Consider the following 13585-nt stretch of genomic DNA (forward strand, 5'->3'; position numbering starts at 1 on the left):
GCATGGATTCATCCTGGTATCTGCTGTAATGGGAATAGAACGTGGGAACGATCACACTGTCTGAGTAGACTAATTCAACTTAAGGGTTGGTCTTCTGCGCGCACAAGCCTACTGTTCATCCAGGAGGATTCCTTATGAACACATCATCAGATCACATTGAAAGAAAGGTCCTGCTCGACGTGCCACGCTCACGGGTCTGGGCTGCACTTGTGGATGCTGAAGCCTTTGGTGACTGGTTCGGCGTGGCGCTCAAAGGGCAGCGCTTCGTCGCGGGCCAGCGTACCCAAGGGAAAATCACCTATCCCGGGTACGAACACCTCGTCTGGGATGTTCTGGTCGAGCGTATCGAGCCGGAGCTGCTTTTTTCCTTCCGTTGGCATCCCTATGCCGTGGATCCCGATGTCGACTATTCGAAGGAGCCCACCACGCTGGTGCGGTTCGAGTTGGAAGACCTGGGGGACTCGGAGGACCCGGAGGACCCGAACGCCGGCACCTTGCTGCGGGTCGTGGAGTCCGGTTTCGACGACATCCCGGCGGAGCGTCGTCTGAAAGCCTTCCGCATGAACAGCAGGGGCTGGGATGAGCAGATGAGCAACATCGAGACTTATCTTGCGACGCATTGAAGTTATCTGAAACGCTGCGCCGATCGTCATTCACTGCACGAGGGTGTGGTTATAGCGAAAGGCTTACACGCAGTCGATGGAATGTCGTCTGTTGACGCTTGGGCATTGAGCCTAATCTACATCCATCAACTGAAGCGCAGGACGCGCCTCAGGGTCATGGATGACCGACCATTTGCATGGAATGCAGCCGACAGGGAGTCGTAATGGTCTTGAGAAACCCGCTTCGGCGGGTTTTTTTTCGGCTATTGAAAAGTCCGCAAGCTTTACCGGTTTTGACTCAGTTGGTGCGCAACCCGATCGACAATCTCTCCCCGCAGCTTGCGCGATTGCGCCGAGCGCCGATTGGCTTCCTCCAGCACCGCGCGCGGTGCAGTTTGCGGGCTGCCGGAGTCGAACGGTGGGGCCGGGGCATATTCAAGCTGCAACTGCACCAGTTGCGCTGCGTCTTCGCCGAACAATTCGCTGGCCAGGGTCAGGGCGAAATCAATCCCTGCGGTAATGCCGCCGCCGGTGAGCAAATTGCCATCGCGCACTACACGATCATGCACCGCGATGGCGCCCAACGGGCCAAGCAGTTCGTGATAAGCCCAATGGGTGGTTGCGCGTTTGCCGCGTAGCAGTCCGGCGGCGCCCAGCACCAGGGAACCGGTGCAAACCGAAGTGATATAGCGCGCCGTGGCGGCCTGACGTTTGATGAAGTCGAGGGTTTCGGTGTCTTCCATCAACGCTCCGACGCCGCCACCACCGGGAATGCAGATCACATCCAGCGCTGGGCAGTCGTCGAAGCTGGTGGTCGGGATCAACGTCAGGCCGGTGCTCGACATCACCGGTTCGCGGTCCTTCCAGATCAAATGCACGGTGACGTCCGGCAGCGAGGCCAGCACGTCATAAGGCCCGGTCAGGTCGAGTTGCTGAACCTGTGGAAACAACAGAAAACCGATCTGCAGCGTCATTGCGCAATCCTCTTGGTCGATCCAGTGCACTCACCCGGCATGGGTGGACGGCTTCACTCTATCCACGTAGGATTTGGCGCATACGCCAATAAGCCCACGATTTACGCCAACCATGTCGACCTCACCGAAAACCGTTTATGTGCTGGCCTTTACCAACGTGCAACTGCTCGATGTGACCGGGCCGTTGCAGGTCTTCGCGTCGGCCAATGATCTGGCGCGTCAGCAAGGTTTGCCGTCGCCCTATGCGCCGACGGTGATTGCCGCTTCGATCGGGCCGGTGATGTCTTCTGCGGGGCTGGCGTTGGTAGCCGACCCGCTGCCGGCGAAGGGCGCGCCGTCCGACACGCTGATCATCGCTGGAGGCTGGGGCGTTTACGCGGCGGCCGAAGACCCCGGCCTGATTGAGTGGGTACGCCAACAGGCGGCGGTATCGCGGCGCGTTGCGTCGGTCTGCACCGGCGCTTTTCTGTTGGCCGCCAGCGGTTGGCTCGATGGTCGCCGGGTGGTCACCCACTGGAGCCGTTGTGAACAGCTGGCACAGCAGCATCCGCAACTGCGGGTCGAGCCCAATCCGATCTTCATCAACGACGGCCCGGTCTGGACTTCGGCCGGGGTGACCGCCGGCATCGACCTGGCACTTGCCCTGGTCGAGGAAGACCTCGGCCGTGCCATGGCCCTGGAGGTCGCGCGGCAACTGGTGGTGTTCCTCAAGCGTCCGGGTGGGCAATCGCAGTTCAGCGTGACCTTGTCCCTGCAAAAACATGGCAACCGTTTCGACGAACTCCATGCCTGGATCGCCGAAAACCTGGCCAGGGAACTCAACATCCCGACCCTGGCGCTGCAAGCCGGGATGAGCGACCGCAGCTTTGTCCGGCATTACCGGGCCGAAACGGGCCAGACCCCGGCCCGCGCGATTGAGTTGATTCGAGTGGAGACCGCGCGGCGCTTGCTGTGCGATACCGGCGTGCCGATCAAGCGGGTGGCGGTGCAATGCGGGTTTGGCAGTGAGGAAACACTGCGGCGCAGTTTCGTCAGGGCCATGGGCGTGACACCGCAGGCTTATCGGGAGCGGTTTTCAGCGGAGGATCTTGGTGTGGAAGGCTGATTCAGCTTTCTTCGAGATTCTTGACACTGCACCATCGGCTTCTCTAGGATGCTGTCCATGCGCCGATTTAAACAGCTACTTGCGGGGCGCCAGGTGACTCAACAGTCACCGATAGAAGCTTGAAACAGGCTTCGAAATACCGCTAAAGCGCTGGTTCGGTGTTGCCTCTCACCTGCCATGCAGACTTTTGAGGCAGAGACACGACACGATGAATGCACTACGCCCCCTTATACGTCTGGCGCCGATCACGGCGGACCTCATCCAGCGCAATCCAAAAATCCTTCTCGGCGGTAAACACCAGCCAACCTTGCTGCGCTATCTCGATGGCTGGCCGCGACGCACAGGTGGTCCTTCGGCCTTTCTGATTCAGTTTGTCGAAGACGGTGAGTCGCTGGCGCGCTTTGCCAGCGACAGTTTCGATCTGGCGGTGATTCAGTCGCCCAGCGCCGAGAACGCAGCAGAAGTCATCAAGCAATTGACGCGAATCACTCGCCAAGGGCTGATTACCCGTCGCTGAGATAGGGGGCTGGCCCTAAATGCCGGTCAGTTAAGCGAACGCAGCCTTTGTAGGAGCGAGCTTGCTCGCGATGGACGTTAACGATGACGCGTGTTTGCTGGATAAACGCGTCGCCCTCAGATTCATCGCGAGCAAGCTCGCTCCTACACATACCCTTAACTGACCGGCATTAGGGTCAGCCCTTTGCGCTACTGCGTTGCAGCATGGCGTTCAGCGCAGTCTTGGCTTCGGTGCTGTTCAGGCGCTCGATAAACAGCAGGTTTTCCCTGCGGATGCTTTCCTCCAATTCCTTTAGCACTGGCTGTTTAAGCAGCCGTTTGGTGTGCAACAGGGAATCGCGAGGCAGGGCCAGCAGTCGAGTGGCCATCCGTTGTGCTGCGGCCAGACATTGCTCGCCGTCTTCCAGCACCTCATTAGCCAGCCCCCAGGCCACCGCCTGAGTGCCGTCCAGGCCGTCACCCCACAGCAACAGTCGGGCCGCTCTGGCATGGCCGAGCATACGCGGCAATAGCAGGCTTGCACCGAACTCGGGACACAAGCCAAGGTTCACGAAGGGCATGCGCAGCTTGGCGTTGCGAGTGACCAGCACCTGATCGCAATGCAGCAAAAGGGTGGTGCCAATACCGATGGCAGCGCCACAGACCGCCGCAATCAACGGCTTGTCCAGATGGATGACCGCGTCCATGAGGCGGAACGCCGGGCTGTTCAGATGGGTCGGTGGATCCTGGAGAAAGTCCTGCAGGTCGTTGCCACTGGTGAAGCACTGCTCGCCCCCGGTGATGATGACCACGGTGGTCTCGGGGTCTTCGGCAGCTGCAAACAGCAGGTCGGCCAGGCGGGTATACATGCTGTTGCTCAGGGCATTGAGCTTGTCCGGACGGTTGATGGTCAGGGTCAACAGTCCGCCGCTTTGGTGGCACTTGATCAAATCGTTCATGGGGTCGCCTTTGCTGGATTTCACTGTCCGGAACGCCACGGGTTTCGGCAGCTTTCTTGTTGTTTATGGCGCTTCAAAAGGTCGGTGGGGTGATCACCCAGATCACCACCGCATCGACCTCGCCGGGGTTGCCATATCGATGGGGCTCCTGGCTGGAAAAACTGAAACTGTCGCCTTCATTGAGCTGGAAATGACGGTCGCCGACCCACAGTTCAAAACTGCCGGAGAGCAGATATCCGGCTTCCTCGCCTTCATGACTGTAACTCTGCTGACTGTAGGTGCCTGGCGGAAAGCGCGAGTGGAGGATCTCCAACTGACGATTGGGCTGTGGGGTCAGTAACTGGTCAACGATGCCGTCTTCGTAATGCACGCTCATTCGGCTGTGCTTGCGGACAACATAACCGTTGTCTTCAGGGGCCGTGCTGGCTTCGCTGGCGAAGAACCATTGAATGGTGACGCCCAGACTGCGGGCGATGTTGAACAGCGCCGGAATCGACGGATAAGCCAAATTGCGCTCAAGCTGGCTGATATAGCCCGCCGTCAGTTCGCTCATTTCTGCCAGGGCCGCCAGGGTCATGCCCCGGCGTTTGCGCAGACCGCGAATCCGCGTACCGAGGAAGTGCGGCTCTGTTGCGCCGCTCTGTTTGGCAGGCGCGGCGCTGGCAGGCGGCAGGGTGCTGTTGCTCATTGCGTGCTCCGAACCGGGTTTAGGCCGAGCGCATTGCCTGCGATGGCCAGTCAGCGATGGGCGCCGACAAGGGCTCGGAGTATAAAGCAGCCTCAAAGCTCCCAGGCAACCTTCAACCCTTCATAAATCGCTTCTTCTGCCGTGCGCGGTGCCAGACAGTCGCCGATCCGCCGGAACTCCACCAGTCCTTCCAGGTCCGCACCCAGCGTATCCACTGGCTGATGGCCCTGGCACAACACCAGTGTATCGATGTCTTCGAACATGATCGGTTCACCGCTGGCGGTGTGTTGCATGTAGACGGTGCTGTCATCGCAGCCGTAAAGACGGGCGTAGGGCGTGATCGGAATGCCTAGCTTATGCAGTTCGCCGGCCAGTTGATCGCGCACGTACAGCGGCAGGTTTTCTCCGCAATGGGTGCCGTTGACTGCCAGTTGCATCTGATGGCCGGCACGCACCAGCCGTTCGGCGATACCGGGTCCAATCCAGTCGCAACGCCAGTCGACCACCAGCACCGAACGCCCGGGTTTGGCCTCGTCGCGCAGTACTTGCCAGGCATCCAGCACTTGCAGTTCGCCGCCACGTTCGAAGGCCGGCCAGTAAGGTTCGGCACCGGTTGCCACGATCACCAGATCCGGCCGTTCGCGCTCGACCAGTGCCCGGTCGACGCGGGTGTTGCGTACCACGCGCACACCGGCCAGTTGCATTTCCCGCTGGAGGTTGGTGCTGGCGCCGCCGAATTCGCTGCGCCGAGGCAGCAGTTGTGCCAGCAGAACCTGGCCGCCGAGCTGCGAACCGGCTTCGTAGAGCGTGACCTCATGCCCTCGCTCGGCGGCCACGGCAGCCGCCTTCATCCCGGCCGGGCCGCCACCGGCGATCATGATGCGCTTGCGTTTGAGCGCCGGTTGCTGCTTGCCGAAAATCAGTTCACGGCCAGTTTCCGGGTGTTGAATACAGGATATCGGCAAGCCTTTGTGGAAGTGCCCGATGCACGCCTGATTGCAGGCAATACAAGCCCGTACATCCTCGCTGCGCCCGGCATCGGTCTTGTTCGGCATTTGCGGGTCGCAGATCAGTGCGCGGGTCATGCCGCACACATCGGCCTGACCACGGGCAATGATCAGTTCGGCTTCCTGCGGCTGATTGATGCGGCCAGTGACGAACAGTGGAATCGACAGGCTGGCCTTGAACGTCCCGGCTTCCTTGGCCAGATAGGCCGCTTCGATGGCCATCGGCGGCACGATATGCACCGCACCGCCCAGTGACGCCGAAGTGCCGGCGACGATGTGCACGTAATCCAGCTGCGCTTGCAATGAGCGGACCGCCGCCAGCGATTCGTCTTCGGTCAGGCCCTCAGGGTCGCGCTCATCGGCGCTGATGCGCAAGCCGATGATGAACTGCTCGTCAGTGTTGGCGCGCACCACCGCAATGACCTCGCGCAGAAACCGCAGCCGCTGTTGCAGGTCGCCGTTGTAACCGTCGGTGCGTCGATTGACACGCGGATTGATGAATTGCGCCGGCAGGTAACCATGGCTGGCGACCACTTCCACGCCGTCCAGCCCGGCTTGATGCAAGCGCCGGGCCGCGGCGCCATAACCGGCGACGATGTCGTCGATCATGGCTTGATCCAGCGCGCGCGGCATGACCCGAAAGCGTTCGTTGGGCACCGCCGAAGGCGAGTAGGCGACCGCCAGCAGGCCATCGCTGGATTCCATTATTTCCCGCCCCGGATGGAAGATCTGCGAGAGCACCACGGTGCCATGGGCGTGGCAGGTTTCGGCGAGTTTTCGGTAGCCGTCGATGCAGGCGTCGTCAGTGGCCATCAGCACATGGGAGGTGTAGCGCGCACTGTCATGCACTCCGGCAACCTGCAGCACGATCAGCCCGACGCCGCCCTCGGCACGCGCCCGGTGATAGGCGATCAATTGCTCATTGACCAGATTGTCGGTTGGCATCGAGGTGTCGTGACCGCTGGACATGATGCGATTCTTGAGGCGCTTGCCACGGATCTGCAGCGGTTCGAAGAGGTGCGCGAACGCTTGGTTTGAAGTCGACATGGTGCGGGTACTCCAGGCTAGCCGGAGCCGAAAAACAGGGTTTCGGCGTTGTTATTATTTTTCTATAAAAATTTACCTGTAGTAAAAAATAAACTTATTTTTTTAATGTTGGTTGAGTGGACATAAGCGGCTGGATGTTTCCTGTGGCGAGGGGACTTGTCGGAACGCCACTCGCCACAGAAATCCCCCTCGCCACAATCTGCGCTCCTGTTGTACAGTCGTTCAGCTCAGCGGCTGCAAAAGACCAGCCCAACGACCGATCCAAGGAGATTGACCACGATGTCTCAGGAAGCCCGCTTTTCCCGAATGGAGCCGGAGTTGCGCAAGGCTAACCTGATCGAGGCGACGCTGGTATGCCTCAAGCGTCACGGCTTCCAGGGCGCTTCGATTCGCAAGATATCGGCACAGGCGGGGGTTTCGGTCGGGTTGATCAGCCATCACTACTCCGGCAAGGATGAACTGGTGGCCGAAGCCTATATGGCGATCACTGGCCGGGTCATGAGCCTGTTACGCGAAGCCATGGAGCACGCTGCACCCAATGCCCGTGAGCGGTTGTCGGCGTTTTTCCGCGCATCATTCTCGGCCGAGATGCTGGATCCGCAATTACTGGATGCCTGGCTGGCGTTCTGGGGCGCGGTAAAGACCGCCGAAGCGATCAACCTCGCCCATGAGCATTCCTATGGCGAATACCGCGCCGAATTGCGCAAGATACTGAACGATCTGGCGCAGGAAGAGGGCTGGGACGACTTCGATGGCGACCTTGCCGCCATCGGCTTGAGCGCACTGCTCGACGGCTTGTGGCTGGAGTCGGGACTCAACCCCGGCACCTTCACCCCGAATCAGGGCATCCAGATTTGCGAAGCCTGGGTCGACGGTTTGCAGACGGGCGGTAGCCAGCGTTTCCGACGGCAGACGGAGGGCCGTTGATCGATCGTTCAGCAATGGATACTCTCTGTCGCTGATGCCGGAAAAACTCTAATAAGAAACGCGCCCTTTGGGCACAGGACACCAAGCGATGACTCCTCGGGTACTGATCGTCGATGACGATCCGCTGATTCGCGAACTCCTCCACGCTTACCTCTCGCAGGAAGGTTACGAGGTGCATTGCGCTGCAACGGCGGAGCTGGCCGAAACCTTTCTGGCGACCCATGCTGTCGACCTGGTAATGCTCGACATCCGCCTTCCAGGCAAGGATGGCCTGACCCTTACCCGCGAGCTGCGCGTGCGCTCTGAAGTCGGGATCATTCTGATTACCGGACGCAACGATGAAATCGACCGCATCGTCGGCCTTGAATGTGGCGCCGATGACTACGTGATCAAACCCCTCAATCCGCGTGAACTGGTGTCCCGGGCGAAAAATCTGGTGCGCCGGGTTCGTCATGCGCAACTGCACAAGCCGGCGACGGCGCTGCCTCGCCAGCAGGTCAAACAGTTCGCGGCCTGGGCGCTGGACACCGATCGTCGGCGCTTGATCGATCATGCCGGTGGTGAAACCCTGCTGACCCATGGTGAATACCAGTTGCTCAGTGTGTTTTTGCGCAACAGCGGGCATACCTTGAGTCGCGACCAGTTGATGGATCAGATCCGCAACCGTGAATGGGTACCCAATGATCGCTCCATCGATGTCCTGGTCGGGCGCTTGCGGCGAAAGCTGCATGACGATCCCGCCGAACCGCAATTGATCATTACCATCCATGGCGCCGGCTATTTGTTCACCGCCAGCGTGGCTGCTTGAACGGTATGTTGCGATTGTTCTGGCTGTTGTTGGCGCTGGCGGGCACAACGGCGACGGCGGCCGAGCGAATTCGTTATTGCGATTATCCGGTCTACCCGCCGATTTCCTGGAGCGACGGCAAACAGGTGCGCGGCCTTGCGCCCAGCGTGGTCAAAAGCCTGTTTGGTCAGCTGGGTTACGAGGTCGAGATCGTCGTGCTGGGCAACTGGAAACGCTGCTTGCTGGACGCCGCCGAAGGCCGCGTCGACGTGGTCCTGGCCTACAGCACGGCGCAGCGCGAGCAGAGCATGCGCTTCTCGACGGTGCCGGTGTTGCGCGAAGAAGTCGCGGTGTTCGTCAATCGCAAGCATCCGGTGAAGTTCGAACAGCTTGAAGACCTTGGCAACTATCGCGGCGGCCTGTTGTTCGGTGAGAGCTATGGGCTGGACTTCGATCGCTTCGTCGCCCGGCACGGCAATATCGAATGGGTGTCCGACAGTCGACAGAACTTCGGCAAACTGATTCGCGGCAGGATCGACTTCATTACCCATGAGCGACGCACCGGGCAGCTGTTCGTTGAGCACTTGCCGGGCGCCGCCGACATCGAGCCATTGCCCAATTCATTGAGCGTGGACTATTTGCGGATCGCCGTGTCACGCCGTTCTGCGCTGGCCGAACGCATGCCCGATATCGACGCCGAACTGCAACGGATGGTCGAAGCGGGCGAGATCGAACGCTGGCTGAACGAAAGCGAAACCACCTACCGGGACATGATCAGCCTGCCGGCGGACGCGCAATGACACGCGCCAGCCCCAAGGGTCTGTTGCGGCGTTTGCTGCTGTTCATCCTGCTGTTCAGCCTGTGCTTCACGGTACTGGCCAGCAGCGTGCAGCTGTATTTCGAGTACCGCCGTGAAATGCGTGATATCGATTCGCGCATGGAGTTGATCCGTGCCGGCTACCTGGCCAGCCTGGAGCGCAGCCTCTGGGATCTGAACCAGGAGCAGTTGAATGTGCAACTGCGCGGGTTGGTGGATTTTTCCGATGTGGCTCGCGTGCGCTTGAACAGTCCTGACTTCGATCTGCTGCAAGGTAATGCATCGCTGGTCGGACCGTTGCGCATTGAGCGTTTCGAGCTGATGTATCAACCACCGGACGGCTCGCAGCGACATCTGGGCGAGCTGGAAATCAGTATCGATCTGGGTGCGGTGTATCGCCGCTTGTACGCCACCGGCTTGACCAGCCTGTTGTGGATGAGCGTGTTCCTCTGTGGTTTGGCGGTGGCACTTTCGGGGTTGTTCTATCGTCTGGTGACTCGACATTTGCTGGTCATGGCCGATTTTGCCCGGCGCATTGCCGCCGGTGACTGGCACGAACCTTTGCGGCTGGACAAAAGCCGCACCGGCATCGAGGACGAAATCGACACCGTGGCCCACGCACTGGATGACATGCGCCGGGCGATCCTCAGTGACATCGACCGGCGCGAAGTCGACCGTCTGGCACTGCAAGACAAACGCGACGAACTGCAGAAAATGGTCGAGCGTCGCACCGCCAGTCTGCTGCGGGCCAAGGACGATGCCGAAGCAGCCAACCTCGCCAAGTCGCGCTTCCTTGCGACCATGAGCCATGAACTGCGCACACCGCTCAACGGCATTCTGGGCATGGCCGAACTGTTGCGCGGCGCCAGCCTCGACGAGCGCGACAGTAAACGCCTGGAGGCTTTGTACAAAGCCGGCGAAGGCTTGCTGACGATTCTCAACGAGGTGCTGTATTTCGCCCGACTGGAAGAAGGTGAAAGCCATCCGGAGCGGGTCGACTTCTCCATCAGGCAACTGCTCGATGAGGTGCTGACGCTGCTTGAACCGCGAGGGCAGAGCAATGGCACGCAACTGCATTGCCGGGTCGATCCACAGGTCGTCGATCGTTGCCATGGCGCCGAGCAGTTTTTGCGTCAGGTGTTGAGCAATCTGTTGGCCAATGCCATCAAGTTCACCGAGGCCGGGCAGATCACCGTTGAAGTCGCGCTGCTGGCTGCCGATGATCTGCCAGGTCAGCGCCTGCGTTTCAGCGTGACCGACAACGGCATCGGTATCGCGGCAGCGGTGCAGGAAAAGATCTTCGAGCGCTTCACTCAAGCCAGCGAAGACGTGGCTCAGCGTTATGGCGGCACCGGGCTGGGACTGGCCATCAGTAAACATCTGGTGGAATTGCTCGGCGGGCGCATCGGCGTCGACAGCCAGGAGGGGCAGGGCAGTTGCTTCTGGTTCGAGCTGAGCCTGCAATCGGCCACTGGCATGGCCAATATCGCGGTCACCCGTGCGCCGGGTCAGGCGCTGAGCATTCTGGTGGTCGAAGATGTGGCGCTGAACCGCGAGGTGGTCAGCGGCTTGCTGGAGCGCGACGGGCATCAGGTCAGCCTCGCTGAAGACGCCGAGCAAGCGCTGGTGTTATGTCGCCGGCAGGCCTTCGAGTTGATTCTGCTCGATGTGCATTTGCCGGGAATGAGCGGCGTCGAGCTGTGCACGTTGATCCGCAGCACACCGGGGCTCAACCAACATAGCCGCATCTTTGCCCTGACCGCCAGCGTGCAGCCGGCCTTGGTCCGCAGTTATCTGGATGCCGGTATGCAGGGCATTCTCGCCAAACCGCTGAAGCTCGAAAATCTGCGCCAGGCCTTGGCCGGTGAATCGCCCCTTTCTGAACCGGAGCCGGAAAACCAGTTGATGGATTGGCAGTTGCTGCACACCCATCGCACCTTGCTCGGCGAGCAGAAACTTCATGGTCTGTTGGGTGTATTGCGCGACTCGATTGACCAGCACCGTGTGGCACTGACGGAAGCGATCGAGGCGGGTGACTGCACGGAAGTCGCGCATCTGGCCCACCGCTTGGCCGGGAGCAGCGATTCACTGGGGTTCCGCGCCTTGGCCGAGGTCTTGCGAGCGCTGGAAGAGGCGGCACTGATCAACGACACCGTGTCTGTGCAAGCGTTGGTGCCGCAATTCCATGGAGTGTTGCAGCGTTCGCAAGGGGTGTTGGCGGACGTGTTGAACGCCTGACGCACAAATTCGTTACGACTTTTTACATCTTTGATCTTTACGTTCAACGCGAACTTACATGGCTTTCCAATAATCGGCACAACCGCGCCGTACGCGGTCTTCGAAGCTTATTGGAGATAATAATAATGAACTGCCGTAAAGCTGATCTTTCCCCGCGCGATGACCTCCTGTCATCCGCCGCGCACCTCACCCAGTGTTAAGAGGTGCTGTCATGAGCGAATCTATCGAACGTAAAGGTATACACCTGACCCGCGCCTTGAAAAGCCGGCACATTTTCATGCTGTCGCTGGGCGGGGTCATCGGCACCGGGCTGTTCATGGGCTCGGGTGTCATCATCAACCAGGGTGGGCCGGTGGGCGCGATTCTGGCGTACCTGGTGGCCGGTTTCCTGATGTATCTGGTGATGGTCTGCCTCGGCGAATTGTCAGTGGAAATGCCGGTTTCCGGCTCCTTCCAGACCCACGCCACCAAATACATCGGACCTGCCACCGGTTTCATGATCGGCTGGGTTTACTGGATGAGCTGGGCGACCACGGTTGGTCTGGAATTCACCGCAGCGGGCATGTTGATGGAGCGCTGGTTCCCGGACATTCCGATCTGGTATTGGTCGGCGCTGTTCGTGGTGGTGTTGTTTGGGTTGAACGCCCTGGCGACTCGTGCCTTCGGTGAAGCGGAATACTGGTTCTCCGGAATCAAGGTGGCGGCGATCCTCGGCTTTATCATCGTTGGCGTGCTGGTGATTTTCGGCGCGATACCACTGACCAGTGGCGCCCCGGCACCGATGATGAGCAACCTGATCGGCGACTCGCTGTTCCCCAACGGTCTGTCGGCAGTGTTCGCGGTGATGATGACCGTGGTCTACGCCTTCCAGGGTTGCGAAATCATGGGGGTTGCTGCTGGCGAAACCGACCAGCCGGAGAAGAGCATTCCCAAGGCGGTGCGCAACGTGGTGTTCCGGGTGCTGATCTTCTATGTGCTAGCCATCGTGGTGCTGTCGGCCATCGTGCCGTGGCAGCAGGCCGGCTTGATGGAAAGCCCGTTCGTGCAGGTGTTCGACATGGTCGGCATTCCTTACGCCGCGGACCTGATGAACTTCGTGATCCTCACCGCGATTCTGTCGGTGGGTAACTCTGGCCTGTACGCCTCGACGCGGATCCTTTGGGCCATGTCGAAAACCGGCATGGCACCGAAAAGCCTCTCGCCCTTGAGTTCGCGCGGCGTGCCGTTGCGTGCCCTGAGCATCACCTTGTGCTTTGCCCTGGTGTCGCTGCTGACCAGCTTCATTGCCGCCGACACCCTGTTCATGGTGCTGATGGCCGTCAGCGGCATGGCCGGTACCGTGACCTGGATCGTGATCGCCCTGGCGCAATACAAATTCCGTCGTGCCTACATCAGGGAAGGCGGCAAGCTCAGCGATCTGAAATACCGTGCACCCTGGTTCCCGTTCCTGCCGCTGCTGTGCATCGCCTTGTGCTGCTCGCTGTTCGTGTTCCTGGCGCTGGACGAGACACAACGTCCGTCGCTGTATTGGGGCTTTGGCTTTATCGCCATTTGCTACGGCGCTTACTTCATGACCAACCGCAAGCGTCAGGAGGCATTGGCGCAGGCGACGGTTTAAGCCCACAAACAAAGGACTAAATGTGGGAGCGAGCTTGCTCGCGATGAGGGCATAACATTCAACAGTGATGTTGACTGTCAGTCCGCTATCGCGAGCAAGCTCGCTCCCACATTAGATCTCCTCGACCTCAAGATCTCGCAAGCCGCCGCCGTAGTCAGTTGTTCAAAGATGTAACAACTTTTTCGGCGGTTATCCGAGCTCTCTAATTTTTCTCTTTTAAAACAAGTAGTTATTTAATTTTTAGGGCTGTTACAGGCCCTCCGGCCGCAGGATTGCCGCCTTACTGAACAGTCGTTTAGTATTGGTGCCATGTCGTCAAAC

At 59.7% G+C, this 13585-nt stretch carries 12 protein-coding genes; 8 read left to right on the forward strand and 4 right to left on the reverse strand.

Annotated elements, in window-relative coordinates; genetic code table 11:
• Positions 1–134: 134 nt before the first annotated feature.
• Positions 135–623, forward strand: a complete 489-nt coding sequence (locus tag AC3I0A_RS07575) for an SRPBCC family protein (RefSeq protein ID WP_489377046.1) — start codon at positions 135–137, stop codon at positions 621–623.
• 263 nt (positions 624–886) lie between these two features.
• Here the strand turns inward: AC3I0A_RS07575 and inhA are convergent, their stop codons facing one another.
• A complete protein-coding gene (gene inhA, locus AC3I0A_RS07580; protein ID WP_489377047.1) occupies positions 887–1576 on the reverse strand; it encodes an isonitrile hydratase in 690 nt (229 codons plus the stop codon).
• A 112-nt stretch (positions 1577–1688) separates the two neighbouring features.
• On the opposite strand from inhA, the gene AC3I0A_RS07585 reads away from it, so the two are divergent.
• Both AC3I0A_RS07585 and AC3I0A_RS07590 read left to right on the forward strand, forming a co-directional pair.
• Positions 1689–2681, forward strand: coding sequence for a GlxA family transcriptional regulator (locus AC3I0A_RS07585; protein ID WP_489377049.1), 993 nt, complete (start codon positions 1689–1691; stop codon positions 2679–2681).
• 208 nt (positions 2682–2889) lie between these two features.
• A complete protein-coding gene (locus AC3I0A_RS07590; protein ID WP_489377050.1) occupies positions 2890–3198 on the forward strand; it encodes a class I SAM-dependent methyltransferase in 309 nt (102 codons plus the stop codon).
• A gap of 175 nt (positions 3199–3373) precedes the next feature.
• Here the strand turns inward: AC3I0A_RS07590 and AC3I0A_RS07595 are convergent, their stop codons facing one another.
• From AC3I0A_RS07595 to AC3I0A_RS07605, 3 genes are all read right to left on the reverse strand, one after another.
• A complete protein-coding gene (locus tag AC3I0A_RS07595; protein WP_489377051.1) occupies positions 3374–4135 on the reverse strand; it encodes an enoyl-CoA hydratase in 762 nt (253 codons plus the stop codon).
• 73 nt (positions 4136–4208) lie between these two features.
• Complete coding sequence (locus AC3I0A_RS07600) at positions 4209–4823, reverse strand: cupin domain-containing protein (RefSeq protein ID WP_489377053.1); 615 nt, start codon at positions 4821–4823, stop codon at positions 4209–4211.
• A gap of 92 nt (positions 4824–4915) precedes the next feature.
• Positions 4916–6877 carry an oxidoreductase gene (locus AC3I0A_RS07605; RefSeq protein WP_489377054.1) on the reverse strand — a complete coding sequence of 654 codons (1962 nt, stop codon included), beginning with the start codon at positions 6875–6877 and terminating at the stop codon, positions 4916–4918.
• A 279-nt stretch (positions 6878–7156) separates the two neighbouring features.
• Here AC3I0A_RS07605 and AC3I0A_RS07610 point away from each other — a divergent pair, with 279 nt between their 5' ends.
• From AC3I0A_RS07610 to AC3I0A_RS07630, 5 genes are all read left to right on the forward strand, one after another.
• Positions 7157–7804, forward strand: coding sequence for a TetR family transcriptional regulator C-terminal domain-containing protein (locus tag AC3I0A_RS07610; RefSeq protein ID WP_489377056.1), 648 nt, complete (start codon positions 7157–7159; stop codon positions 7802–7804).
• An 88-nt stretch (positions 7805–7892) separates the two neighbouring features.
• Positions 7893–8612, forward strand: a complete 720-nt coding sequence (locus AC3I0A_RS07615) for a response regulator (RefSeq protein WP_489377057.1) — start codon at positions 7893–7895, stop codon at positions 8610–8612.
• A 5-nt stretch (positions 8613–8617) separates the two neighbouring features.
• A complete protein-coding gene (locus AC3I0A_RS07620; RefSeq protein ID WP_489377058.1) occupies positions 8618–9391 on the forward strand; it encodes a substrate-binding periplasmic protein in 774 nt (257 codons plus the stop codon).
• Complete coding sequence (locus AC3I0A_RS07625; protein WP_489377059.1) at positions 9388–11646, forward strand: ATP-binding protein; 2259 nt, start codon at positions 9388–9390, stop codon at positions 11644–11646. Before AC3I0A_RS07620 ends, AC3I0A_RS07625 begins: the two co-directional genes overlap by 4 nt.
• 211 nt (positions 11647–11857) lie before the next feature.
• On the forward strand, positions 11858–13264 hold the full coding sequence (locus tag AC3I0A_RS07630; protein WP_489377060.1) for an amino acid permease: 1407 nt from the start codon (positions 11858–11860) through the stop codon (positions 13262–13264).
• The last annotated feature ends 321 nt before the right edge of the window (positions 13265–13585 follow it).

The sequence above is a fragment of the Pseudomonas sp. KH_024_B2 genome (genome assembly GCF_057839965.1).

Coding starts and splice junctions, on each gene's coding strand:
- AC3I0A_RS07600 (WP_489377053.1), bottom strand. CDS start 4,823: ATGAGCAACAGCACCCTGCCGCCTGCCAGCGCCGCGCCTGCCAAACAG.
- AC3I0A_RS07605 (WP_489377054.1), bottom strand. CDS start 6,877: ATGTCGACTTCAAACCAAGCGTTCGCGCACCTCTTCGAACCGCTGCAG.
- AC3I0A_RS07585 (WP_489377049.1), top strand. CDS start 1,689: ATGTCGACCTCACCGAAAACCGTTTATGTGCTGGCCTTTACCAACGTG.
- AC3I0A_RS07625 (WP_489377059.1), top strand. CDS start 9,388: ATGACACGCGCCAGCCCCAAGGGTCTGTTGCGGCGTTTGCTGCTGTTC.
- AC3I0A_RS07595 (WP_489377051.1), bottom strand. CDS start 4,135: ATGAACGATTTGATCAAGTGCCACCAAAGCGGCGGACTGTTGACCCTG.
- AC3I0A_RS07590 (WP_489377050.1), top strand. CDS start 2,890: ATGAATGCACTACGCCCCCTTATACGTCTGGCGCCGATCACGGCGGAC.
- inhA (WP_489377047.1), bottom strand. CDS start 1,576: ATGACGCTGCAGATCGGTTTTCTGTTGTTTCCACAGGTTCAGCAACTC.
- AC3I0A_RS07630 (WP_489377060.1), top strand. CDS start 11,858: ATGAGCGAATCTATCGAACGTAAAGGTATACACCTGACCCGCGCCTTG.
- AC3I0A_RS07615 (WP_489377057.1), top strand. CDS start 7,893: ATGACTCCTCGGGTACTGATCGTCGATGACGATCCGCTGATTCGCGAA.
- AC3I0A_RS07575 (WP_489377046.1), top strand. CDS start 135: ATGAACACATCATCAGATCACATTGAAAGAAAGGTCCTGCTCGACGTG.
- AC3I0A_RS07610 (WP_489377056.1), top strand. CDS start 7,157: ATGTCTCAGGAAGCCCGCTTTTCCCGAATGGAGCCGGAGTTGCGCAAG.
- AC3I0A_RS07620 (WP_489377058.1), top strand. CDS start 8,618: ATGTTGCGATTGTTCTGGCTGTTGTTGGCGCTGGCGGGCACAACGGCG.